Source organism: Benzoatithermus flavus, from assembly GCF_037908215.1.
Lineage (GTDB): Bacteria > Pseudomonadota > Alphaproteobacteria > Geminicoccales > Geminicoccaceae > Benzoatithermus > Benzoatithermus flavus.
In genome coordinates, this window is sequence record NZ_JBBLZC010000007.1 from 38154 (window position 1) to 61028 (window position 22875).

Genomic DNA, 22875 nt, shown 5'->3' on the forward strand with positions numbered 1-22875 from the left:
TCGCCGGCCCTTCGGATCCGATGCCGACGTCCATGCCGGCATTTGCGCCGGCCGAAGCTGCGCCGCCTCGGGTCGACGCGAGCGCCGGCCCGCCCTTGCAGCCGTCCGTGCCGCCCGCGCCTTTGGCGCCGCCCCATGTCCTTGCCGGCCAGGTCATGGCGCGGCTCGTGCGTCATGACTCCGGCAGCGGCCACCGGCTGACGATCGAGCTCGATCCGGCCGAGCTCGGTCCGGTCGAGGTGACGCTCCGGCTCGACGACCGGGGTAGCGCCACGGCGGTGTTCACGGTCGACCGGCCCGAGACACTCCATCTCCTGCAGCGGGATGCACGCACGCTCGTCGAGATGCTGGAATCGGCCGGCTTCGCGCTCGACGTCGGCGGCCTCGGCTTCAGCCTGCGCGACGACGGGCAAGGCCGTCATCGGATGTCGCAGCAGCCCGAATCCGCCGAGCCGCGCTGGCTGCAGCGCCACGATGCCGGAGATGGTGGGCATTCCGGGCACGGCGTCGTGGCGAGCCGCAGCCTTTTGGATCTCAGTGTGTGACCGGGGCGCCGACCCACGCCCGAGCAGAGAAACGACCATGACGATCACCACCGCTTCCAGCGCCACCACCGGCACCGTCGCGATGGCACCTACGAAGGGTCTCGCCGGCAATTTCGACACGTTCCTGAAGATCCTGACCACGCAGCTCCGGCAGCAGGACCCGCTCTCGCCGATGGACGCCACCACGTTCACCTCGCAGTTGGTCCAGTTCGCGTCGGTGGAGCAGGCCATCCAGACCAACACGAAGCTCGGCGAGCTCACCAGACTGGCCCGGGCGAGCAGCACCACCTCGGCAATGGGTCTCCTCGGCCAGGAGGTGAGCGCTCGGGCGGACAGGCTGTCTCTGCCCGCCGAGGGCGACGTCACCATCCGCTATCGCCTGCCGAAGCCGGCTGCCGAGGTGACCGTCTCGGTGCTCGACGCCAAGGGACGGGTCGTCGGCACGGTCGTGGGCAGCAGGACGGCCGGCGAGAACGCCGTCTCCTGGAACGGCATCGCTCCCGACGGGCAGCGTCTGCCTGCGGGCGAGTACGATGTGAGAATAGCGGCCAAGACCGCCGATGGGTCTCCGCTCGCGGCGGAGCAGTTCCTGCGCGGACGCGTGCAGGCCATCGAGCGCAAGGACGGCGATTTGCAGCTTCGGGTGGCCGACGCTCTCGTGCCGCTCGACACGGTGAGCCTCGTCCGCCAGCCCGGTCCGTCCTCGTGACCGCCTGCGCTCGGGGCGGCCCGCCTTTCACCCTCGCTTCGGGAGCTTTCGCATGAGCCTGTTCGGTTCGCTCTTCTCCGGCGTGTCGGGGCTCAATGCCCAGAGCCGGGCCATGAGCATGATCTCCGACAACGTCGCCAACGTGAACACCACCGCCTTCAAGGGTGCCGACGTGCAGTTCGCGAGCCTCGTCACCCGCCAGCGCGGTGCCGTGAGCACCTACAGCCCGGGTGGCGTGCGTGCCCAGAGCCATTACACCGTGACGAGCCAGGGCCTGATCCAGAGCAGCGCTTCCCCCACCGACGCCGCGATCTCGGGAGCCGGTTTCTTCGTCGTCAACACGCTTCCCCGCGGCGATGGCGAGCAGCTCTACACCCGGGCCGGTTCGTTCGAGCCCGACTTCGAAGGTAAGCTGCGCACCGCATCGGGGCAGTATCTCCAGGGCTGGGCGCTCGACGCCGACGAGAAGGTCGCCGACGTCAACAGACTGGAGACGGTGAACATCCGCCGCATCAACGGCTTCGCCGTCGCCACCACCACGGTCGAGGTCGGCGCCAACCTCGATGCGGACGAGGCCCCTTATGCCGGCGCCTATGCTGCCGGCGACATGGCGGCCTGGCAGGCCTCCGGCGGCGCGAGCGGGGTGAAGCCGAGCTTCACGCGCCCGGTCCAGATCTACGACAGCCTCGGCCGAGCGCACGACGTGACCTTGGCCTTCCTGCGGACCGGTGCGGCGAACAGCTGGGCGGTCGAGCTCTGCGCCGATCCGGCCGCGGTCGATGCGACCGTCCATGCCGACGGCCTGCTCGCCTCGGGCACGGTCACCTTCTCCGGCACCGGCACCCTCGCTAGCGCCGATCTCACCCCCGTGGTCTCCGGCACGGCCGGCACGCCGGTCGAGATCCGCTGGGCCCGGCCGGACGGCGCCGATCCGAGCCGGATCACCTTCGATTTCGGCACCATCGGCGGAACCGATGGGCTCAGCCAGTTCGCGAGCCCCACCAACGTGGCCTTCGTCCGTCAGAACGGGGCGCCCGTGGGCGAGCTCAACGGTGCCGCCATCGACGAGAACGGTTTCGTCGTCGCCTCGTTCACCAACGGCGAGACACGCCGCCTCTATCAGCTGCCGATCGCCACCTTCGCCAATCCGTCGGGGCTCGACCCGCGCTCGGGCAACGTCTTCGGCCAGACCGACGTCTCGGGCGAGTTCAACCTGCGTCTGCCCGGTCGGGGGGGCGCCGGCACCATCACGCCATCGGCTCTGGAGTCGGCCAATGTCGACCTGGCAGAAGAATTCACCAAGATGATCGTCACCCAGCGAGCTTATTCGGCAAATGCCAAAGTCATCAATGCGGCCGATCAGATGCTAGACGAGCTGATCCGGGTAGCAGGCTGAGGAGATATTGGTAAATGAGATTTATCCTTGATATCGAGACAAGAGGAATAATTCGGATGCAATTTCCCATTAACCCGGCTCGTGTAGAACGAGTCCCTGGATGATCTCAATCGACGGGCAACGAGAATGTCCATGGAGATGCCGATGTCGGAGCGGGAGCTGAGCCGGCCGTCGCCGCCGCGCAGCCGGGTCATCGAGCCCGGCGACCTGCCGCCGCCGGAGACGCGCCGATGGGTCGCCCGCCGCAAGGCCCAGATCGTGGCGGCCGTGCGCAGCGGCGTTCTGGATCAGGAGGACGCCTGCCGGCGGTACAACATCTCGCCCGAGGAGTTCGCTTCCTGGGAACGGGCGATCGATCGCCACGGGCTGCGCGCTCTGCGGGTCACCAAACTGCAGGAGTTCCGGCAGAGCTGAGCCCGACCCGGAGCCGGAAAGCGCAGCTAACCGATCCTTTACCTTCCCGGACTAGCTTCGCCATGCCTGACGATGGGATCGGGTGTGGCTGGAGCGCATGGAACAGAAACTCACCATCACCGCGGAAGCCGCGACCGAGGTCGACCGCCGCGGTGGGGCGGGCAGGATGCCGCTTCCGGGCGCCGCTCTGGTCAGGGCCCTGGGCCCGGGCCGCATCCTCGCCCTGGGTGCCGTGGCGCTGGCGCTCTTGGGCTTCTTCGCCTACGTGATCATGCGGGCGACCGAATCACCCTATACCCTCCTGTTCTCCGGCCTGGAGCTCACGGACGCGCAGCAGCTCGTCGGCCGGCTCGATGCGCTCAAGGTGCCGTACCGGCTGAGCCCCAATGGCGATGCCATCATGGTGCCGGCCGACGAGGCGCTGCGCCTGCGCATGAGCCTGGCCGAGGAGGGCCTGCCGGTCGGCAGGACCGTGGGCTACGAGCTGTTCGACCGGGCGAACCCGTTCACCACGAGCGACTTTCTCGGCAACGTCACCCTGCAGCGGGCCATCGAGGGCGAGCTCGCCCGGACGATCGCCACGCTCCACGGCGTGCGCGCGGCGCGGGTCCATATCGTCGAGCCCAAGCGGAGCCTGTTCGGCCGCGAGGAAGTGCGGGCGACCGCCTCCATCGTCGTCTCGCTGCGCCGCCCCGGCGCCCTCGAGAAGCAGGAGGTCGCCGGCATCCGGCATCTGGTCGCGGCCGCGGTCCCGGGGCTCGATCCGGGGGCCGTCACCATTCTCGACGATGCGGGCAACCTCCTCGCCGAGCCGTCCGGTCCCAACGGCAGCGTCATCTCGCTCGACGAGACCGAGGAGCATCGCGTCGCCTTCGAGAACCGCCTGCGCAGCAAGATCATCCAGCTGCTCGAGCGCACGGTGGGAGCGGGCAAGGTCGACGCCGCGGTCAGCGCCGATCTCGATTTCGACGAGGTGGCGACGATGGCCGAGCAGTTCGACCCGGACGGTCAGGTCGTCCGCAGCACCCAGTCCACCGAGGAGGCCAGGGACTCCAAGGAGAATGCCGCGAGCGAGGCGGTGACGGTCGCAAACAACCTGCCGACGGAGCGCCAGGCGGCCGAGCCCGGGCCCAAGAGCAGCGACCGGTCGAACCGCAAAGAGGAGACCGTCAATTACGAGATCTCGCGGACCGTCCGCAACCAGACCAAGCGCGGCACGACGGTCCGCCGGCTCTCGATCGCGGTGCAGGTCGACGGGACCTATCGCGAGCAGCCGGACGGCACCAAGGCCTACGAGCCGCGCAGCGCGGAGGAGCTGGCGCAGATCGCGGCTCTGGTCCGCAGCGCGGCCGGTATCGACGACGGCCGGGGCGACAGGCTCGAAATCGCGAGCCGCCCGTTCGCGCCCGTCGAGCTGCCGGAGACGCCCGAGCCGTCCTGGCAGGACCATCTGCCCATCGCCGCCGATCGCCTGATCGAGCTCGCCGCCTTCGGCGTCCTCACCGTTCTCGTTCTGCTCTTCGGTGTCCGGCCGCTGCTCGCGCGCCTGCTGCCGCGAGCCGAGAACGGGCAGGCCGATGCGGCAGCCCCGTCCTGGGCCGGCGCGGACGGCAAGCCGCTCCTTTCCGGGGATGGCAGGGCTGCGCCGGGCGAGGCGATCACCACGCAGGACGCCGCTCGGCTGGGGGGAAAGGGTCCGAGCGCCACTTCGCCCGCGATCGCGCACGGCTCGGCCGTGGCGAGCCGGATCGGCGAGGAAGGGACCGGCGATGCGGCCGAGGGCTCGCCGACCGGCAGGGTTCTCGCGGCCGTCGATGCCGATCCCGAGCGCGCCGTGCGCGTGATCCGCGCCTGGCTGCATGCGAGCTGAGGGGAAATCCATGAGCGGAACCGCCGGTGATCACGGCTTGTCGGGAGCGGAGAAGGCGGCCGTGGTGATGCTGGCCTTGGGCGAGGAGCGGGCGGCCCGGCTGCTTTCGCTTCTCGGCCAGCCCGAGGTGATGGAGATCTCCCGGGCGGTGGCGTCGCTCGGGCCGGTCGAGGCGGGCGTGGTCGAGGCGGTGCTGAACGAGTTCGCCGGGTGGCTCGCCCGTGCCGGCGGGATCGTCGTCGGCGGAATCGAGGCGACCGAGAAGCTGCTCCGCCATCTCGATGCGGGGCGCGCCGACACCGTGATCGCGGAGATCCGGGGGCCGGCGGCGCAGAGCATCTGGGAGCGGCTCGCAAGCGTCGACGAGGCCGTCCTCGCCTCCTATCTCGAGCGCGAGCACCCGCAGGCTGCCGCCCTGATCCTGTCCCGGATCGATCCGACGCATGCGGCCCGCGTGCTGAAGCGTCTGCCCGAGGATCCCGCGATCGACGTCGTCATGCGGATGCTGCGGCTGGACACGGTGCGGCCTGACATCGTCGCGGACGTCGAGCGCAGCCTCGAGGGCGCCCCGTTCCTGGACGGCTCGGAGCGCGCCAGCCAGCGCGACCGGCACGCGCTCGTGGCCGAGCTCTTCGATCATCTCGATCGGACCACCGAGACGCGGCTCATTCGTGCGCTCGAGGAGCGCAGCAGAGAGGCGGCCGAACGAGTGCGCTCCTTCATGTTCACCTTCGAGGATCTGACGCGTGTGGACGGGAGCGGCATCCAGAAGCTGATCCGCTCGGCCGGCAACCAGCGCCTCGCCACGGCGCTCAAAGGGGCGAGCGAGCCGCTGCGCGGACTGTTCTTCGGGAACATGTCGGAGCGGGCCGGAAAGATGCTGCGCGAGGAGATGCAGGCCATGGGTCCGATCCGCCTCAAGGACGTCGAGGAGGCGCAGCAGTTCCTGGTCAACCTGGCCAAGGAGCTGGTGGCATCCGGCGAGATCGTCCTCGCGAGCGGTAGCGACGAGCCTTTGGTCGAGTGAGGAGGACCGCCCGATGCCGGCCACGCCCGTGTTCACCAGCCTCTCCTCCGCCCGCCCGGTCCCGCGCCATCGCGGTCCCGGCCGCCCGCCCGCCTGGCCGAGCCTGACCGAGAGCGATCCGCTTCCGGCCGGCCGCCCGGATGCTCGCGAGACGCGCGAGCCGGCGCCGGCCTCGTCTGCGCTCCGGTTCGACGAAGACGAGCTCGCGGCCGTGGCCGCCTCGGTCGCCTGGATCTGGTCCCGGCAGGCACGGGCGGACACCTTGCGCGCGCTCGCGGCGCGGCAGACCGAGGCGCTCGAGCGCGCGGCAGCGGCCCTCGTCGAGGTCGCGCGCGCGCAGCGCGACGTGGATGCCCGGGCTCGCGGCCAGATCATGGACCTCGTCGCCGCGATCGCGAGGGCGCTCGCCCTCGAGTCCGGCGACAGCCGCATCGCCAGCAACCTCGAGGCGCTCCTTCGCGGGGCGCCGGAGACGACGAGCGCGTGCATCGTGGTCGAGCCGCTCGCGGCCGAAGCGCTGCGCGCGCACCTTCCCGCGGTCGCCGCGCGCGCCGGCTTTCGGGGCAGCCTCGAGGTCGCGGGCGATCCGCGGTTGGCGCCCGGCACGGTGCAGCTCTTCTGGCCGGACGGCTGGTCCGAGCACGTGCCGGCGCACATCCACGAGCGCATCATGGAGATCCTGGCGGCCCACGCGCCGCCTCCGGAGGGCCGGCCGACACCCATCGCGTCGCGCGCGGTCGAGGTCATCGAGAACGGGAGCAGCCATGCCCACGATTGAGGCCGACGGACAGGAACTCTCGGACCGGGCCGAGGCGGACATCCCGGCCGACCGGGCACCGCTCGGGCAGCTCAGCGCCGTGCACGACATCGCCGTGCGCCTTTCCGTGGTGCTGGGCAGGGCGACCATGCCCGTGAGCCGGCTGCTCCAGCTCGGGCGCGGGGCGGTGGTCGAGCTCGACCGCGGGCTCCACGAGCCGGTCGAGATCTACGTCAACGACCGCCTCGTCGCGCGCGGCGAGGTGACCGTGATCGACGACCATCTCGGGGTCACGCTCACCGAGATGGCGAAGGGGGGCCGCTGATGCGCGGCATGACCGGCAGGGGCGCATATCTGTCCTCGGGGGCGGCACGCCGGCACCCGCTCGGCACCGTTCCCGGTTCTTGGGCGAGGGGAGAGGCATGAGGGTTCTCATCGTCGGCGCCGCCCGACCCGAGATCGCGCTCGCGGCGGATGCGGCGCGGGAGCGCGGCGCCGAGGTGCGTCACGTCCCGAGCTTTCCGGCGGCGCTCGACCTTCTGCGGCAGGGCCAGGGCGCCGATCTGCTCCTGGTCGACGCCGACGACGAGATCGATGCCGCCATCGCACGGCTCGCCGCCGAGCGGATCTTTCTGCCCGTGGTGGCGTACGGCATCGGCTGCACGCCGCAGCGTGCGGCCGCCGCCATCAAAGCCGGTGCCCGCGAATTCCTTCCCTTTCCGCCCGAGCCCGAGCTGATCGCGGCCATCCTGGAAGCGGTCGGCGAGAGCCGGCAGGAGCTCGTCTGCGCCGACCCGCGTATGACGGAGCTCCTGGGGCTCGCCCGGCGCTTCGCCGCGACCGACGCCTGCGTCCTCGTCACCGGCGAGAGCGGGACCGGCAAGGAGATGCTGGCCCGCTTTCTCCACCGCCACAGCCGCCGCGCCGGTGGGCCGTTCGTCGCCGTCAACTGCGCCGCCGTCCCCGAGAGCCTGCTCGAATCCGAGCTGTTCGGCCACGAGAAGGGCGCCTTCACCGGCGCCGTCGCACGGCGGATCGGCCGCTTCGAGGAGGCGAACGGCGGCACGCTGCTCCTCGACGAGATCAGCGAGATGGAGCCGCGCCTGCAGGCGAAGCTCTTGCGCGCCATCCAGGAGCGCGAGATCGACCGTATCGGCGGCCGGCATCCGGTCAAGGTCGACATCCGGCTGATCGCCACAAGTAACCGCGACCTCGAGCAGGCGGTGGCGGAAGGGACGTTCCGCGCGGATCTCCTGTTCCGCCTGAGCGTGCTCACGCTGGAGCTGCCGCCCCTGCGCGAGCGGCCTGCCGACATCGCGGCGCTGGCCCGCCATTTCGCGACGAAGCTCGCCCGCCTGAACGGCCTGCCCGAGCGGCCGCTGAGCGAGGACGCGATCCGGCGCCTCACGGCGCTGCCCTGGCGCGGCAACGTGCGCGAGCTCGAGAACTGCCTTCACCGTGCGGTGGTGCTCGCCCGCGGCGAGCGGATCGAGGCCGAGGACATCCATCCCACCGTGGGCGCCGGCCGGCAGCAGGAGCAGCCCAAGGCCACGGGCCTCGTCGGGCGGACCGTGGCCGAGGTCGAGCGCAGCCTCATCATCGACACGCTGCGCCACACGCTGGGCAACCGCACCCAGGCGGCGGGCATCCTCGGGATCTCGATCCGCACGCTGCGCAACAAGCTGCGCCAGTACGGCGGGGAGGGCGTTCCGGTGCCGCCGCCCCCGACCGAGCACGCCGCCTGAGGAATCGGGGAAGCGAGATGGCAGCCGAACTCACGGCTCTTCCGAAGCTGATCCTGCCGCGCCTCCGGCTCGCCTTGCGGCAGAGCGACATCCTCCTGGCGCTCGGGGTGATCGCCATCCTGGTCGCGCTGATCCTGCCGCTGCCGAGCCTGCTCCTCGATCTCTGCCTCGCCCTGTCGGTCACCTTCTCCGTCCTGATCCTGCTCACCGCCCTTCTCATCGAGAAGCCGCTCGAGTTCAGCTCGTTCCCGGCCGTGCTCCTCATCGCCACCATGCTCAGGCTGGCGCTCAACCTCGCCTCCACCCGCCTGATCCTGGGACAGGGCCACGAAGGCCCCGCCGCCGCCGGCCACGTCATCGAAGCGTTCGGCCGGTTCGTGATGCAGGGCAACCTCGTCATCGGCGTCATCGTCTTCGGCATCCTGGTCGTCGTGAACTTCGTCGTGATCACCAAGGGCTCGGGCCGCATCGCCGAGGTGGCGGCGCGCTTCTCGCTCGACGCCATGCCCGGCAAGCAGATGGCGATCGACGCCGATCTTTCGGCCGGGCTGATCGACGAGGCGGCAGCCCGCGAGCGGCGCAAGGCGCTCGAGGAGGAGAGCGCCTTCTTCGGCGCCATGGACGGTGCCGCCAAGTTCGTGCGCGGCGACGCCATCGCCGGCCTCCTCATCACCGGCATCAACCTCGTGGGCGGGCTTCTCGTCGGCGTCGTCCAGATGGGGGTGAGCTTCGCCGACGCCGTCCACACCTACACGCTGCTCACGATCGGCGACGGTCTGGTCTCGCAGCTCCCGGCCCTGATCGTCTCGACCGCTGCCGGCCTTCTGGTCGCGAAGGCGGGTGTCTCCGGCCGCGCCGACGTCGCTCTGTTCGGCCAGCTCGGCGCGCGCCCGCGCGCGCTCGCCGTGACCGGCGGCCTCATGGTGCTGCTCGCTGTCCTGCCGGGGCTGCCGGCCCTGCCGTTCATGCTCCTCGGCGCCGCCGTCGGCGGCCTGGCCTGGCACGGCCTGCGCGGCCCGGCCGCCGAGGCGGCACGAGCCCAGCCCGCCACGGCCACGGCACCGCCCGAGGAGCCGCCGGTCGCGACGGCGCTCGCCATGGACGCGCTCCGGCTCGAGCTCGGCTACGGGCTCCTGAGCCTGATCGGCGAGGGGCACGGCACGCGGCTGCCGGACCAGATCAAGGCGCTCCGTCGGCAGCTCGCAAGCGAGCTCGGCTTCGTCATGCCCTCGGTCCGCATCCAGGACAACATCCAGCTCCCGGCCAACACCTATGTCGTGCGGCTCAAGGAGATGGAGGTCGGCCGCGGCGAGATCCGGACCGGCATGCTGCTCGCGATGGACCCGCAGGGCCGACCGATCGACCTGCCGGGCGAGCCGACGATCGAGCCCACCTTCGGCCTTCCCGCGATGTGGCTCCTGCCGGGCCTGCGCGAGGAGGCCATCCTCAAAGGGCTCACCGTCGTCGACCCGGCGACGGTGATCACCACGCACCTCACCGAGATCGTGCGCGAGAACCTCGCCGATCTTCTGACCTACGCCGAGACGCAGAAGCTCCTGAGCGAGCTGCCGGCCGAGTACCAGAAGCTCCTCGGCGAGCTGGTGCCGGCGCGGATCACGACTGCCGGCATTCAGCGCGTGCTGCAGGGCCTGCTCGCCGAGCGCGTCTCGATCCGCGACCTGCCCTTGATCCTGGAGGCGATCGGCGAGGCGCTGGCCGTGACGCAGAACGTCGTCCTCGTGATCGAGCATGTCCGCGCCCGGCTCGCGCGCCAGATCAGCACCGCCTGCACGGCCGAATCGGGCGCCATTCCGATCGTCACCCTCTCGCCCGCCTGGGAGCAGGCCTTCGCGGCCGCGATCGCGGGCGAGCGCGAGGAGCGCCAGCTCGCCATGGCGCCGAGCGAGCTGCAGCGCTTCATCCAGGCCCTGCGCGATGTCCTCGAGGCGCACGCCATGCAGGGAGAGCTTCCCGTCCTCGTCACCACACCTTCGATCCGTCCGTTCGTCCGCGCGGTGGTCGAGCGGTTCCGGCCGGCGACGGTGGTCCTGTCGCAGAACGAGATCCATCCCAAGGCACGCATCCGAACACTGGGCCAGGTCTGATCCATGCGCTTGAGAAGCTTCGAGGCCCGCTCGATGGGCGAGGCGATGCAGCAGATGCGGGAGACGCTCGGCGAGGAGGCGGTGATCGTCGCCACCCACGAGTTCGCCGACCGGGTTCGCGTCACCGCCGCCGCCGACATGACGGACGCCGATCTCGCCGGTCTCCTCGCGCCGGAGCCGGCAGCTCCGGTCCGGGCCACCATCGAAGCCTGCCTCGCCTACCATCGCGTGCCGGCGGCGCTCGCGGGGGCGCTCCTGGCCGAGCTGGCCCAGGCTCATGCTGCCGACCCGGCGGCCGCTCTGGCACGGGTGCTCGAGGCGCGCTACCGCTTCTCGCCGCTCGGGTTTCCGGCGACGCGACCGGTGGTCCTGGTGGGCCCACCCGGTGCAGGCAAGACCGCGGCCGTGGCACGGCTCGCGGCCCAGGCACGGGTCGGCGGGCACGAGGTCCGGGTGCTCTCGACCGACGGGGCCCGCGCCGGCGGCCTCGCTCAGCTCGGGACCCTGCTCGAGCCGCTCGGGCTGGAGCCGGCATCTGCGGCCGGTCCCGAGGAGCTGGGCCGGCTGGTCGCGATCGCCGAAGCCGGGACCGGCCTTCTGATCGACAGCACGGGCATCAATGCCTTCAACGGCGGCGAGGTGGCAGCGCTCGCCGAGTGTCTGCGCGCGGCCCGGGCGGAGGCGGTGCTGGTGCTGCCGGCGGGCCTCGACGTCGAGGACAGCGTGGAGATCGCCGGCAACTTCGCGGCGCTGGGTGCGAGGCACCTGATCGTGACCCGGCTCGATGCCGCGCGTCGGCTGGGCGGCGTGCTCGCCGCCGCCGACATGGGACTGGCCTTCGCCGGTGCCAGCATCGGGCCTGCCATCGGCTGCGGCCTGCCCGGCCTGAGCGCTGCCGGACTCGCCCGCGTCCTTCTGCACCGGGCCGGGATGTTCGGTTCACCTGCCTGATCGGATGCCGCCGGATGCGGGCGTCGTTTCCCTTCGCCCGAGCGGTGCCATGGATGAGCGCGCCGCCATCTTGCCGCATCGGGTGTCGTGACGGCATGAGGAGGCGAGCCATGGTTGCGGGAGAGGACGGCATGAGCCGGCTGGACAGCTTCATCCGGCGCCTGGAGGCGCAGCGCGCCTGCCTCGACGCCTCGCGCGCGCTGATCGCAGGCCTCGACGGGCCGATCCTCGAGCTGGGCCTGGGCAACGGACGCACCTTCGACCATCTGCGCTGCCTCTACCCGGATCGCGAGATCTTCGTCTTCGAGCGGCGGCCGGACGCACACCCGGCCTCCATGCCGGATCCGGATCACCTGATCGTCGGCGATCTCGAGGAGACGCTGCCGGGGGCCCTGGCCCGCCTGCCGGGGCCGGCGGCGCTCGTCCACAGCGACATCGGCACGGGCGATGCCGCGCGCAACGCGAGGATCGCCCGCTGGCTCGCCGCCACGCTGCCGCCATTGATCCGGACCGGCGGCGTCGTGGCCTCGGACCAGAAGCTCGAGAGCCCGGACCTCCTGCCGCAGCCTCTGCCGGATGCGCTTTCCGCGGAGCGATATTTCCTCTACCGTCGGCGGTAGATGAGAACACGTCCACGACACGAGACGGGCAGTCGGGCAATGCGGCCGGCAGCAGTGGCAGCGGAATCGCTCGGAACACGGCCATGAGCGCCGAGACCGGGCTCACGGTCCGTTTCTGGGGTGTGCGCGGGACCGTCCCCTGTCCGGGACCCTCCACCTTGCGCTACGGCGGCAACACCGCCTGCGTGGAGGTATGCTGCGGCACGCGGCGGCTGATCTTCGATGCCGGCACGGGCCTGCGCGCCCTCGGCCGGGAGATGGTGAGCAGCGGCGAGCGGGTCGACGCGCATCTGTTCTTCACCCACACCCACATCGATCACGTCATCGGCCTGCCGTTCTTCCGCCCCGCCTACGACGCGAAGAACCGGTTCCAGTTCTGGAGCGGCCATCTCGCGCGCCAGGGCCACACGCTCGCTTCCGTCCTGCAGCAGCTCATGCAGACCCCGTTCTTCCCGGTACCGCTCGGCATCATGCATGCCTGCATCGGCTTCAACGACTTCGTGCCGGGCGCTCCGATCGAGCCGGGCGAGGGCATCCTCGTCCGCACGGCGGCGCTCAACCATCCCGGTGGTGCCGTCGCCTACCGTGTCGAGTACGGCGGGCGAGCCGTCTGCTACGTCACCGACACCGAGCATGTGCCGGGCGTTCCCGACCGCACGGTGCTCGAGCTCATCACCGGGGCCGACATCGTCATCTACGACTCCACCTACACCGATGAGGAGTTCGAGCGCTTCAAGGGTTGGGGCCACTCGACCTGGCAGGAAGGGATCCGCCTGTGCGAGCAGGCCGGGGTCGGCCGCTTCGTCGCGTTCCATCACGATCCCGACCACGACGACGAGGCCATGGACCGGATCGCGACGGCGGTGGAGCAGGCCCGCCCGGGCTCGCTCGTCGCCCGAGAGGGGATGGTGATCGCCCTTTGAGCATCCGGATCGCGATTCCGCCGCGGTCACGTGGCGCACCCGGCCGCCCCTGGCGGCGGCTGCGCCTGGGCCTCGGCACCCTGCTCGGTGCGAAGCCCGGCGGGTTCTTCATTCCTTATCGTCATGCCGCCGTCGTTGCGCCCGTCGCCTATCCGGCGCTGGAGCCCCTGCTCGTCGCGAGCCTGCCGGTGATGCTCGGCGTCTTGGCCCGGATCGAGGCTTCGGCCGAGCGCCTTCTGACCCTCGCGGGCCCGCCTCCGGCGCCACGCTGGGATCAGGACTGGTTCCCGCGCCTCGATGCCGCAGCGCTCTACACCCTCGTCCAGGCGGTGCGGCCGCGCCGCATCCTCGAGGTCGGCTCGGGCCACTCCACCCGGTTCGTGGCGCGCGCCGTGGCCGATGCCGGTCTCGACTGCGCCATCACCTGCATCGACCCCGAGCCCCGCGCCGATCTCGGCCGCCTGCCCGTCAGGCTCGAGCGCCGCGTCCTCGCTCCCGCCGATGCGGCCTTGGCCGAGACGCTCGAAGCCGGCGACATGCTGCTCGTCGATTCGAGCCACATCGCGATGCCGGGCAGCGACGTCGATCTCCTCCTGAACGGTTTCCTGCCGCGCCTGCGCCCCGGCGTGCTCGTCCACCTCCACGACATCATGCTGCCCGATCCTTATCCCGAAGCCTGGGTCTGGCGCGGCTACAACGAACAGGTCGCGGTCGCCTGCCTTCTTCACGGCGGCGGCTGGGCGATCCGCTTCGCGAGCCACTATCTCGTGACGCGTCATGCGGCTCGCCTGGCGCAGGGCGTGATCGCCCGGTTGCCGCTGCCCGAAGGAGCCATCGAGGGCAGCTTGTGGCTCGAGAGGCTGCCGGGCGGTCCGACCGAGCCCTGAAGTGGCTCGGAAAACCCGAGCCGCCGATCCGTGCCGGACGCGAACCCGTGCCCCGGAAGAACGTGGAGCAGGAACGATCGACCCCGAGCGCCTCGTTTGGCGCTCGGGGTCTTTGCTCCGGCAGCTCTGCCCGTGCTGCCCGGCGTTCCGGGAGGCCGCCGTTGTGCGCACGGCGCCCCCCGGCTTCGGCTCAGACCCGGAAGATCCAGTTGCTCAGGAGCACCACGGAAATGCCTGCGGCCAGGGTGAGATAGGGCAGAATACCGGCCCGGCGCACGTCGAGGTTCCGGGCATCGACGTGCAGGTCGCGCAGCATGTCCTCGGGGAACCGGCCGCGGTCGACCACGTAGTGGCGCCAGAGGAAGACCGGGATGACCAGCGCCATGGCGACGAGGCCGGAGGCCAGGGTTCCAGGACCCCAGACATTGGCGCCGGCACCCAGGAAGACCATGTTGACGAACGAGAGCGCGACGCCGGCGGCGAGGAAGATGCTGGGCGCCCGCCACGGCCGGGGCGTCTCGGCATTGTCGATCCGGTGGATCCAGCCGGCGTTGAGGTTCAGGAAGTTGAACACGAGATAGCAGCAGTTCGACACCGCCAGCACGAACACGTAGTCCGACATCATCAAGAGCAGCACGTTGAAGCCGAGGTCGGTCCACATGGCGCGCGTGGGCGCGCCGTGCTCGTTGACGTGGGAGAGATAGCGCGGCAGCCAGCCGTCGACCGAGCCCTGGTAGAGCGTGCGCGAGGAGCCGGCCATGGCGGTCATGATCGAGAGCACGAGGGCGAGCAGCAGCATCACGACGAGAAGCGCCCGCACGAGCTCGCCGCCGCCCACCATGTCCGCCATGGCGGCGGCCACGCCGGACCCGTCGTAGATCCCGGGCTCCAGCATCCGTTCGAGGCCGAGCGAGCCCTGGAACGACAGCGGCACCAGCGAGAAGATCACGATGCACAACAGGCCCGAATAGATGATGCCCTTGGCGGTGTCGCGCTGCGGGTTCTTGAGCTCGCTCGTGTAGCAGACGGCCGTCTCGAAGCCGTAGGTCGACCAAGCGGCGATGAACATGCCGCCCAGGAACAGGGTCCAGCCCGCGAGCGTCCAGTCGCCGGCGATGGGGGCACCTTGCGCGTCCTTGGCGAGCGGCCCCAGCGGGAACAGGTTGCTCGCGACCACGTCGCCCGTGAGCAGCGGGACAAGGCCTACGATCAGGAGCGGGATGATGACCGCGACGCCGACGATGGTCTGGATCTTGGCGGTGCGCAGGATGCCGTGGTGCTGGATCGCGAACACGATCAGGAGCAGCACCGTGCCCAGGATCGAGGTCGCATTGATCCGCAGGGTGAGGCCCTGCTTGAGGAAGCTCAGGTCGGCGAGCTGGATGCTCCAGGAGAGAATGGCCGAATCGGCCGGGAACAGGGCATTGAAGATGTAGCCCGCGGCGATCCCGGTTCCGATCGCCAGCACCGGCGACCAGGCTATCCAGTTGCACCAGACCGAGAGCGGCGCCACGATCCGGGCGTAGCGCACCCAGGCCGCAGCGCCGTAGATCGAGGCGCCGCCGGACTTGCTCGGAAACATGCCCGCGATCTCGGCGTAGGTGTGGGCCTGGATGTAGCCCATCAGCACCGAGAGTATCCACACCAGCCAGGACGGTTTTCCGATCGTGGCGGCGATGCCGCCGATCGAGAACAGGACGAGTGCCGGCACGCCGCTCGCGACCCAGAACACGTCCCGCCAGTCGATCTCGCGGCGGAGACCGGCTTCGGTCTCGCGCACCGCGACGAAGTCGATGCTTTGCGTCGCCATGGGTTGGCCTCCCTGCCCGGCTCAGCTTCTAGCGGCTCCGGTCGTCCGTATGGGCGGACGACGCGGCCCGAGCCGCTGCTTCTTGGCAGAGCGCTAAGCTAACCTCTTTCCGCCCGATTGCAAACCTTTTGCGACCAATGCCGGGCCAGAAGATACCGGTTCAGCGGTGGCCATCGCTCTGCGCGCCCACGAGATCGGCGCGCGCCTTGTCCATCTGGGCGCGCATCGCCGCGGCGGCGGCATTGGCGTCACGGCGGCAGATCGCCTCGAACACCGCCTCGTGCTGCTCGTTGTAGAGGCGCATGTTCTCGGGGTTCAGGACCTTGGCGCGCATCGCCGCCCACTGGGCGTGCTGGCGTACCTCGCTGATCCGGCGATAGAGCCAGCTCATCAGGACGTTGCCGGTGGCGTTGGCGAGCGCCAGGTGGAACTGCTCGTCGGCGGCGGCATAGGCCACGGGATCGTCCTCGCTCGCCTTGAGCGCCGCCAGCGCGGCACGCAGCCGCTCGAGATCGCGGCCGGTCGCGTGCAGGACCGCGAGCCGCGCGATCTGCGGCTCGACGGCGCTCCTGACCTCGATCAGCTCGAGCGGGCTCGTGAGCTCGGCGATCTCTTCGTCGGAGACCTCGCTGCGGTAGGTGACGAACGTGCCGCTGCCGATGCGCCGCTCGACGAGCTGCTGCTCCTCGAGCCGCCGCAGCGCCTCGCGGACGGTGCTGCGCGAGGCATTGTAGTGTGCCGCCAGATGTCGCTCGGCCGGCAGGCGCTGGCCGGCGCCGTAGACGCCGCCGAGAATGGCGTCCTTCAGCTCCTGGGCGATGTGGTCGGCTCCCGTCAGGCTCATCGGAGCCGCCCTGGGAGAAGCCGTGCTCTGGTCGGAGACGTCCATGTCGCTGCCCACCTTCTGCCGGTCGGCAACGCCTGCCGCCGTCGCACCAATCATAACCAATTTTTCTGTTTGGCGTGGAATTGGTTTTGTAATAGGTCTTGAGGCTGAAAGACGGGTGGGACGGGAAGCCCCGTCCGAAGGGCGCCCGCGCGCATCAGGGAAGACTGCAACCATGGCCCTGCCCGAGGGTGTGAAGTATCTGGTGATCGGTGCGGGAGTGCACGGCCTCAGCACCGCCTACCATCTGGCGCTCCAGCTCAAAGCCCGCGGCCTCGGCGACGGCTCCGACATCCTGGTGGTGGACAAGACGGGGATCGCGGCGGGCGCCTCGGGCATAGCCTGCGGGGTGGTCCGCAACAACTACTATCAGCCCGCCATGCGCGAGCTGATGGCACATTGTGTCACCATCTGGGAGCAGCACGCCGAGCTCCTGAGCTACCACCCCGTGGGCTACATGCAGATCAGCCCGGAGTGCATGCGCGAGCAGGTGGCGACGATCTACGAGCAGGAGCGTGCGATCGGCTATCCCTCGGTCTTCATCGAGGGTGCCGAGGCCTGCGACCGCTACATGAAGGCGATGCTCGAGGACTGGTCGGCACGAGGCATCACCTCGGTCCTGCACGAGAAGAAGGGCGGCTACGCCAACAACACGAAGAGCGTCTACGGACTCGCGACCCTGGCCGAGAGCCAGGGCGTGCGAATCGTCAGCGGCCTCAAGGTGGTGGGCTTCGAGCGCGCCAACGGCAGCTCGGGCGCCGTCGCCGCCGTCCTCACCGAGCGCGGCCGGATCGCCTGCGAGCAGGTGATCGTGGGCGTGGGTCCCTGGGTGAAGCAGATCTGGGACATGCTGGAGCTGCCCAAGACCGTGACGATCCAGGGCCGCGACGGCCGGATGCACGAAGGAGTCAGGATGTGGACCTACTGGTCGCTGCAGGAGGGCACGCTCGGCGTCGATCCCGACCTGCAGCGCACCAACAGCGGCGGGATGCCGCCCGTGATCCACGTCGACACCGACGCGCCGCTCTATTCCGACGTCGACGGCTCGCTGATCACCGACAAGCTCTGGGGCATCTACTACAAGCCGGACTTCCATTTCGGCGGCATCCAGGGTGGGGCAATGCCGTATCGGGTCGAGACCGATCCCGACCTGGTCCAGGTCGATCCTTACGGGCCGGAGAGCCCCGACTTCGTGGTCGGCGACGACTTCGCCCATATGTGGTGCTCGGCGCTGGCCCATTGCCAGAAGCGGTTCAGCGGCCAGATCGGCAAGTACAAGAAAGAACCCTCGGGCGGGATCGGCTGCTTCACGCCCGACAACTTCCCGGTCTTCGACCGGTTCTGCGAGAACGTCTACATCATCGCCGACAGCAATCACGGTTACAAGATGATCGGCGTGGGCGACCTCGTCGCCAGGGAGCTCGTCGGCGAGCGGAGCCGGCTCCTCGAGCCGTTCCGCTTCTCCCGCTACGCCGAAGGCAAGCTGCATCCGGTATCGAACAGCCCGTTCCCATGGAGCTGACGCGCGTCTTCGCGCATCGGCCGCGATCAGGGGGGAGATAGAGATGACGATGTTGCCGGTGGACGAGTACGTCAACGCGCCGGGCCGAGCCGAGCTCGTCCGCGAGGTCCGGAAGAAGATCAACGAGCTCGGCGTCACCTACATCTACTATCAGTTCATCTCGGTGACAGGCCGTATCGTCGGCAAGGGCATTCCGGCCGATCACTGGGAGCGGACGGCCGAGAAGGGCTTCCAGCTCGTCTACGGCTCGACCGCCAACCTGTTCATCGACCGCCACGGCCAGTACATCGGCTACGGCCCCGAAGCCTCGGAACTGATCGGCATCCCCGATCCCGAGACCTTCGTGCAGCTCCCGTGGGACAAGCGGATCGCGCGCGTGTTCTGCGTCTGCTTCCGGAACCGGGAGGAGGACGAGAACCCGGGTGCTCCTCTCACTTCCTGCGCCCGCGGCAACCTCAAGCGCCATCATGCCACGTTCCAGGAGAAACACGGCATGCAGCTCCGGATGGGCTGCGAGCCGGAGATGATGTGGCTGAAGCGCGACGAGGCCGGCAATCCGGCAGGCGGCGCGTCCCGACCCTACTGCTACCACATCGACCAGTTCGAGAGTCTGCGTCCCGTGTCGATGCGGGTGATCGAGTACTGCCGCGCCATGGGCCTCGACATGATCCAGGGCGATCACGAGGACGCGCCCGGCCAGCTCGAGCTCAATTTCACCTACGACGACGCGCTCAGGACGGCCGACCGGCTCGCGACCTACCGCCAGATCTGTGCCCAGGTCGCGCGCGAGTTCGGGCTCATCGCCTGCTTCATGTCGAAGCCCTTCATGGGCGTGTCGGCCAACGGCTGCCACACCAACATCAGCCTGTGGTCGGGCGGCGAGGAGGCGGTGAACCCCTTGGGCAACAGCACGCTGCCGGGCATGGAGGGCGTGTTCACCTACGTCTCGGGCGGCACCAACCACTTCATGCCGGACAGCACCCGCCACCCGAAGAAGCCGGGGCCAGTGGGTCTGCACTGCATCGGCGGCGTCATCGAGCATCTGCCGGCGCTCACCGCCATCGGCTGCTCGACCGTCAACTCCTACCGCCGTCTGTGGGACCAGGGCTTCTGGGCGCCGGTCTACGCCGACTGGGGCTACCAGAACCGCACCTGCGGCCTGCGCGTCTCCGCCCCCGGCCGGTTCGAGTACCGCGCCGTCGACAGCATGGTGAACCCCTACCTCCTGGCCTCGGCGCTGCTGATGGCCTTCGACGACGGCCTCGAGCGTCGGCTCGATCCGGGCGAGCCCGAGAGCCGCAACATCTACCAGGCCATGAAGGAGGGCAAGGACGTCAAGAAGCTGCCGCTGACGCTTGGCGAGGCGCTCGAGCGGCTTGCCGAGGACGAGGTCATCAGGCGGGCCCTGCCCGACGAGATGTTCCGCGTGTTCATGCACTACAAGGGCGACGAGTGGGCCCGCTTCAACGCCACCGTCACCGAATGGGACGTCCAGCGCTACCTGGACTGCCTGCCCTGAGATCGAGGGAGACGAAAGGATGTGCGGGATCGCTGGGCTGATCCACCGCGGCAGAAGCGGTGCGATCGGCAGGGAGATGACCGCGATGCTCCAGGCGCTGAAGCATCGCGGCCCGGATTCGACCGGCTACGCGCTTTACGGCCGGCCGGTCGGGAACGGCTACGTGATGCGCTTCAAGGTGGCCGAGCAGGAGGACACGAAGCAGGGCTTCAAGATCCGCGATCAGATCCGCGAGCGGCGGGCGGAGGTGAACCGGCGCCTGGCCGAGATGGGGGCGCATGTTACCCGCGAGGATGACGCCACCGAGTATGCATTTCGCTACTACTTCGACTACGACGGTGATCTCCGCCGGCTCGTCGATTTCATCGAGGACATCGAGGGCTGCGAGATCCTCTCGGTCGGACACGGGCTCGAGCTGATCAAGGATCTGGGCGACGCCGGCACCGTCGCGAGCCAGTACCGGCTCGAAGGCTTTACCGGCACCCACGCGCTCGGCCATACCCGCATGGCCACGGAATCGGACGTCGACATCCGCTCGGCCCATCCCTACTGGGCCTACCCGTTCAGTGACGTCGCGGTGGTCCACAACGGTCAGCTCACCAACTATTGGAACGGACGGCGCGCCCTCGAGCGGCGCGGGCACCGCTTCATGTCGAACTGCGATTCGGAGCTGATCGCGGTCTATCTTGCCGACCGCATGGACCGTGGCGACACGCTCGAGGAGGCCATGGAGCGCTCGATCGAGGAGCTCGACGGCGTGTTCACCTACCTCGTCGCCACCGCGGACGCGCTCGGCATGGCGAAGGACACGATGGCGGCGAAGCCCATGGTCCTCTACGAGAGCGACGACTTCATCGCCCTCGCCTCGGAGGAGATGGCGATCCGCGCCGTGTTCCCGCACGAGATCGACACGTTCGATCCCTACGAGGGGGAGGTCCGGGTATGGCGGAGCTGAGAGCCGCGCACATCTCCCACGAGATGGGGATGCACACCGAGCAGCTCGGTGGGCGCACGCAGCAGCGCTTCTTCACGCTCGGCGAGACCGAACGGCGCTTCACCTATCCCGGAGCGCCCGAGGTCGACTTCAACAAGCGGCACGAGTTCGATGCCGGGGGCATGGACACCCGCGCCGTCAACCTCGAGATCCGCCGCCTGATGAACGAGGGCTACGGCACGATCGTCGTCCACAATCCGGGGGCCAAGCATTCCCTGGGGGTCGGCATCCTGAACCGGCTCAACCTCTATTTCGAGGGCAGCCTCGGCTATTTCGGCTGCGGCCTGATCGACGGGCCCAACGTCCGCATCAAAGGGCGCGTCGGCTGGTCGTGCGCCGAGAACATGCTGGCCGGCACGGTCGTGATCGAGAAGAACGCCGGCTCCTGCTTCGGGGCGGCGATCCGCGGCGGCGATCTCGTCTGCAAGGGCGACGTGGGCGCGCGCACCGGGATCGACCAGAAGGGCGGGACCATCATCGTCGGCGGGCGCACCGGCGCCTTCTCCGGCTTCATGATGCAGCGCGGCCGGATGGTGATCCTGGGCGATGCCGGGCCCAACCTCGGCGATTCGATGTACGACGGCACGATCTACGTCGGCGGGCGGATCAAGAGCCTGGGCGTGGATGCGGTCGAGGCGGAGATGACCGAGCTCGACTGCGCCTGGCTCGAGCGCAAGCTCCGCCTCTACGGGCTCGAGGCGCCGAAGCCCCTCGAGCAGATGACCAAGATCGTCGCCGGCAAGCAGCTCTGGAACTACGACAATCTGGAGCCCGCCGAGAAGAAGCTGGTGCTCTAGGAGGGCCCCGACATGGCGACCAGACCCCTTCCCCACATCGCGCCGGAGCCGGCGAGGAAGCCCAAGCGCAACACGCACCGCCTGGGCCAGAGCCGGATCTTCACGCCCGAGGTGATCGACGACATCCATATCAAGGCCGAGCTCGGCCGCTACCGGATGCGCGGCTTCTCCTTGTTCAAGAAGATTCCGCACTGGGACGACCTCACCTTCCTGCCGGGTACGCTCACCCGCTTCGTGATCGAAGGCTACCGCGAGAAGTGCGTGACCAGGACGGTGCTGGGCCCGCGCGCCAAGCGCCCGCTCGTCCTCGACATCCCGGTCTACATCACCGGCATGAGCTTCGGCGCCCTGTCGTACGAAGCCAAGATCGCGCTCGCGCGCGGTGCGACCATGGCGGGCACGGCCACCTGCTCGGGCGAGGGCGGCATGATTCCCGACGAGCGGCGCTATTCGATCAAGTGGTATTATCAGTGCATCCAGAGCCGCTACGGCTTCAACCCGCACCATCTGCGCCTCGCCGACGCCTGCGAGTTCTTCATCGGCCAGGGCTGCAAGGTGGGTCTGGGCGGGCATCTCATGGGCCAGAAGGTCACGGATCAGGTGGCCGAGATGCGCTCGCTGCCGGCCGGCATCGACCAGCGCTCGCCCGCACGCCACCCCGACTGGCTCGGGCCGGACGATCTCGCGCTGAAGATCCAGGAGATCCGCGAGGCCACGAACTGGGAGATCCCGATCCAGCTCAAGCTGGGTGCCGCGCGCGTCTATGACGACGTGCGCATGGCCGCCAAGACCGACCCCGACGTGATCTATATCGACGGCATGGAGGGCAGCACGGGGGCGGGCCCGCACATCGCCACCGAAGAGACCGGTGTTCCGGGCATCGCCGCGATCCGCCAGGCGAGGAAGGCGCTGGACGACGTCGGCAAGTCCGGCGAGATCAGCCTGGTCTATGCCGGTGGCATCCGCAACGGCGCCGATGTCGCCAAGGCCCTGGCCTTGGGTGCGGATGCGGTCGCCATCGGCCACGCGGCGCTGATGGCGCTCAACTGCAACAAGGACATCCCCGAGGCCGACTACGAGGCCGAGGTCGGCGTCGAGGCCGGCTACTGCTATCACTGCCATACCGGCCGCTGCCCGGTCGGTGTCGCAACGCAGGACCCGGTGCTGCGGCAGCGGCTCGATCCGGACGAGGCGGCGGAGCGGGTCTACAACTTCCTGCACACGCTCACCATGGAATGCCAGATGATGGCCCGTGCGTGCGGCAAGACCAACGTCCACAGCCTCGAGCCCGAGGATCTGGCGGCGCTCACCATGGAGGCCTCGGCGCTGGCGATGGTGCCGCTCGCCGGCACGCAGCACACGGTCGGCCGGCCCGACATGACCCGCTACTGAGAGGAG

Annotated in this window: 21 protein-coding genes; 19 read left to right on the top strand and 2 right to left on the bottom strand. The window is 69.5% G+C overall.

Annotated elements, in window-relative coordinates:
* Window positions 1–32 precede the first annotated feature (32 nt).
* From U1T56_RS08750 to U1T56_RS08815, 14 genes are all read left to right on the top strand, one after another.
* Entirely contained in the window at window positions 33–545 is a 513-nt protein-coding gene (locus U1T56_RS08750; RefSeq protein WP_418159077.1) for a flagellar hook-length control protein FliK, read from the top strand.
* A gap of 37 nt (window positions 546–582) precedes the next feature.
* Window positions 583–1254, top strand: coding sequence for a flagellar hook assembly protein FlgD (locus tag U1T56_RS08755; RefSeq protein ID WP_418159078.1), 672 nt, complete (start codon window positions 583–585; stop codon window positions 1252–1254).
* A gap of 52 nt (window positions 1255–1306) precedes the next feature.
* Window positions 1307–2650 carry a flagellar hook protein FlgE gene (flgE, locus tag U1T56_RS08760; protein ID WP_418159079.1) on the top strand — a complete coding sequence of 448 codons (1344 nt, stop codon included), beginning with the start codon at window positions 1307–1309 and terminating at the stop codon, window positions 2648–2650.
* 144 nt (window positions 2651–2794) lie between these two features.
* Complete coding sequence (gene sciP, locus U1T56_RS08765; RefSeq protein WP_418159080.1) at window positions 2795–3064, top strand: CtrA inhibitor SciP; 270 nt, start codon at window positions 2795–2797, stop codon at window positions 3062–3064.
* 97 nt (window positions 3065–3161) lie between these two features.
* Complete coding sequence (fliF, locus tag U1T56_RS08770) at window positions 3162–4934, top strand: flagellar basal-body MS-ring/collar protein FliF (RefSeq protein WP_418159081.1); 1773 nt, start codon at window positions 3162–3164, stop codon at window positions 4932–4934.
* A gap of 10 nt (window positions 4935–4944) precedes the next feature.
* Complete coding sequence (fliG, locus tag U1T56_RS08775) at window positions 4945–5961, top strand: flagellar motor switch protein FliG (RefSeq protein ID WP_418159082.1); 1017 nt, start codon at window positions 4945–4947, stop codon at window positions 5959–5961.
* A gap of 13 nt (window positions 5962–5974) precedes the next feature.
* The gene (locus U1T56_RS08780; RefSeq protein WP_418159083.1) at window positions 5975–6739 is read left to right on the top strand and encodes a FliH/SctL family protein; all 765 of its coding nucleotides are present in this window, start codon (window positions 5975–5977) and stop codon (window positions 6737–6739) included.
* A complete protein-coding gene (gene fliN / locus U1T56_RS08785) occupies window positions 6726–7043 on the top strand; it encodes a flagellar motor switch protein FliN (protein WP_418159084.1) in 318 nt (105 codons plus the stop codon). Before U1T56_RS08780 ends, fliN begins: the two co-directional genes overlap by 14 nt.
* Window positions 7044–7140: 97 nt before the next feature.
* Complete coding sequence (locus U1T56_RS08790; protein WP_418159085.1) at window positions 7141–8463, top strand: sigma-54 interaction domain-containing protein; 1323 nt, start codon at window positions 7141–7143, stop codon at window positions 8461–8463.
* Window positions 8464–8480: 17 nt separating this feature from the next.
* Window positions 8481–10568 (top strand): flagellar biosynthesis protein FlhA, encoded by a 2088-nt coding sequence (flhA, locus tag U1T56_RS08795; RefSeq protein ID WP_418159086.1) that lies wholly within the window; start codon window positions 8481–8483, stop codon window positions 10566–10568.
* A 3-nt stretch (window positions 10569–10571) separates the two neighbouring features.
* A complete protein-coding gene (locus U1T56_RS08800) occupies window positions 10572–11519 on the top strand; it encodes a flagellar biosynthesis protein FlhF (RefSeq protein WP_418159087.1) in 948 nt (315 codons plus the stop codon).
* A 131-nt stretch (window positions 11520–11650) separates the two neighbouring features.
* On the top strand, window positions 11651–12139 hold the full coding sequence (locus U1T56_RS08805) for a class I SAM-dependent methyltransferase (protein ID WP_418159088.1): 489 nt from the start codon (window positions 11651–11653) through the stop codon (window positions 12137–12139).
* A gap of 83 nt (window positions 12140–12222) precedes the next feature.
* On the top strand, window positions 12223–13062 hold the full coding sequence (locus U1T56_RS08810; protein ID WP_418159089.1) for an MBL fold metallo-hydrolase: 840 nt from the start codon (window positions 12223–12225) through the stop codon (window positions 13060–13062).
* A complete protein-coding gene (locus tag U1T56_RS08815) occupies window positions 13059–13949 on the top strand; it encodes a class I SAM-dependent methyltransferase (RefSeq protein WP_418159090.1) in 891 nt (296 codons plus the stop codon). Before U1T56_RS08810 ends, U1T56_RS08815 begins: the two co-directional genes overlap by 4 nt.
* Window positions 13950–14139: 190 nt before the next feature.
* Here U1T56_RS08815 and U1T56_RS08820 read toward each other — a convergent pair whose 3' ends face one another.
* Together U1T56_RS08820 and U1T56_RS08825 are read right to left on the bottom strand one after the other, a co-directional pair.
* A complete protein-coding gene (locus tag U1T56_RS08820) occupies window positions 14140–15759 on the bottom strand; it encodes an APC family permease (RefSeq protein WP_418159091.1) in 1620 nt (539 codons plus the stop codon).
* Between the two features lie 160 nt (window positions 15760–15919).
* Window positions 15920–16603, bottom strand: coding sequence for a FadR/GntR family transcriptional regulator (locus U1T56_RS08825; protein ID WP_418159092.1), 684 nt, complete (start codon window positions 16601–16603; stop codon window positions 15920–15922).
* Between the two features lie 217 nt (window positions 16604–16820).
* Here U1T56_RS08825 and U1T56_RS08830 point away from each other — a divergent pair, with 217 nt between their 5' ends.
* From U1T56_RS08830 to U1T56_RS08850, 5 genes are read left to right on the top strand one after another with little or no spacing between them, the layout of a single operon-like run.
* Window positions 16821–18167 carry an NAD(P)/FAD-dependent oxidoreductase gene (locus tag U1T56_RS08830; RefSeq protein ID WP_418159093.1) on the top strand — a complete coding sequence of 449 codons (1347 nt, stop codon included), beginning with the start codon at window positions 16821–16823 and terminating at the stop codon, window positions 18165–18167.
* Between the two features lie 49 nt (window positions 18168–18216).
* On the top strand, window positions 18217–19686 hold the full coding sequence (locus U1T56_RS08835) for a glutamine synthetase family protein (RefSeq protein ID WP_418159224.1): 1470 nt from the start codon (window positions 18217–18219) through the stop codon (window positions 19684–19686).
* Window positions 19687–19705: 19 nt separating this feature from the next.
* The gene (locus U1T56_RS08840; RefSeq protein ID WP_418159094.1) at window positions 19706–20641 is read left to right on the top strand and encodes a class II glutamine amidotransferase domain-containing protein; all 936 of its coding nucleotides are present in this window, start codon (window positions 19706–19708) and stop codon (window positions 20639–20641) included.
* Window positions 20629–21477 carry a GltB/FmdC/FwdC-like GXGXG domain-containing protein gene (locus U1T56_RS08845; protein ID WP_418159095.1) on the top strand — a complete coding sequence of 283 codons (849 nt, stop codon included), beginning with the start codon at window positions 20629–20631 and terminating at the stop codon, window positions 21475–21477. Before U1T56_RS08840 ends, U1T56_RS08845 begins: the two co-directional genes overlap by 13 nt.
* 12 nt (window positions 21478–21489) lie before the next feature.
* A complete protein-coding gene (locus U1T56_RS08850; protein ID WP_418159096.1) occupies window positions 21490–22869 on the top strand; it encodes an FMN-binding glutamate synthase family protein in 1380 nt (459 codons plus the stop codon).
* Window positions 22870–22875 lie beyond the last annotated feature (6 nt).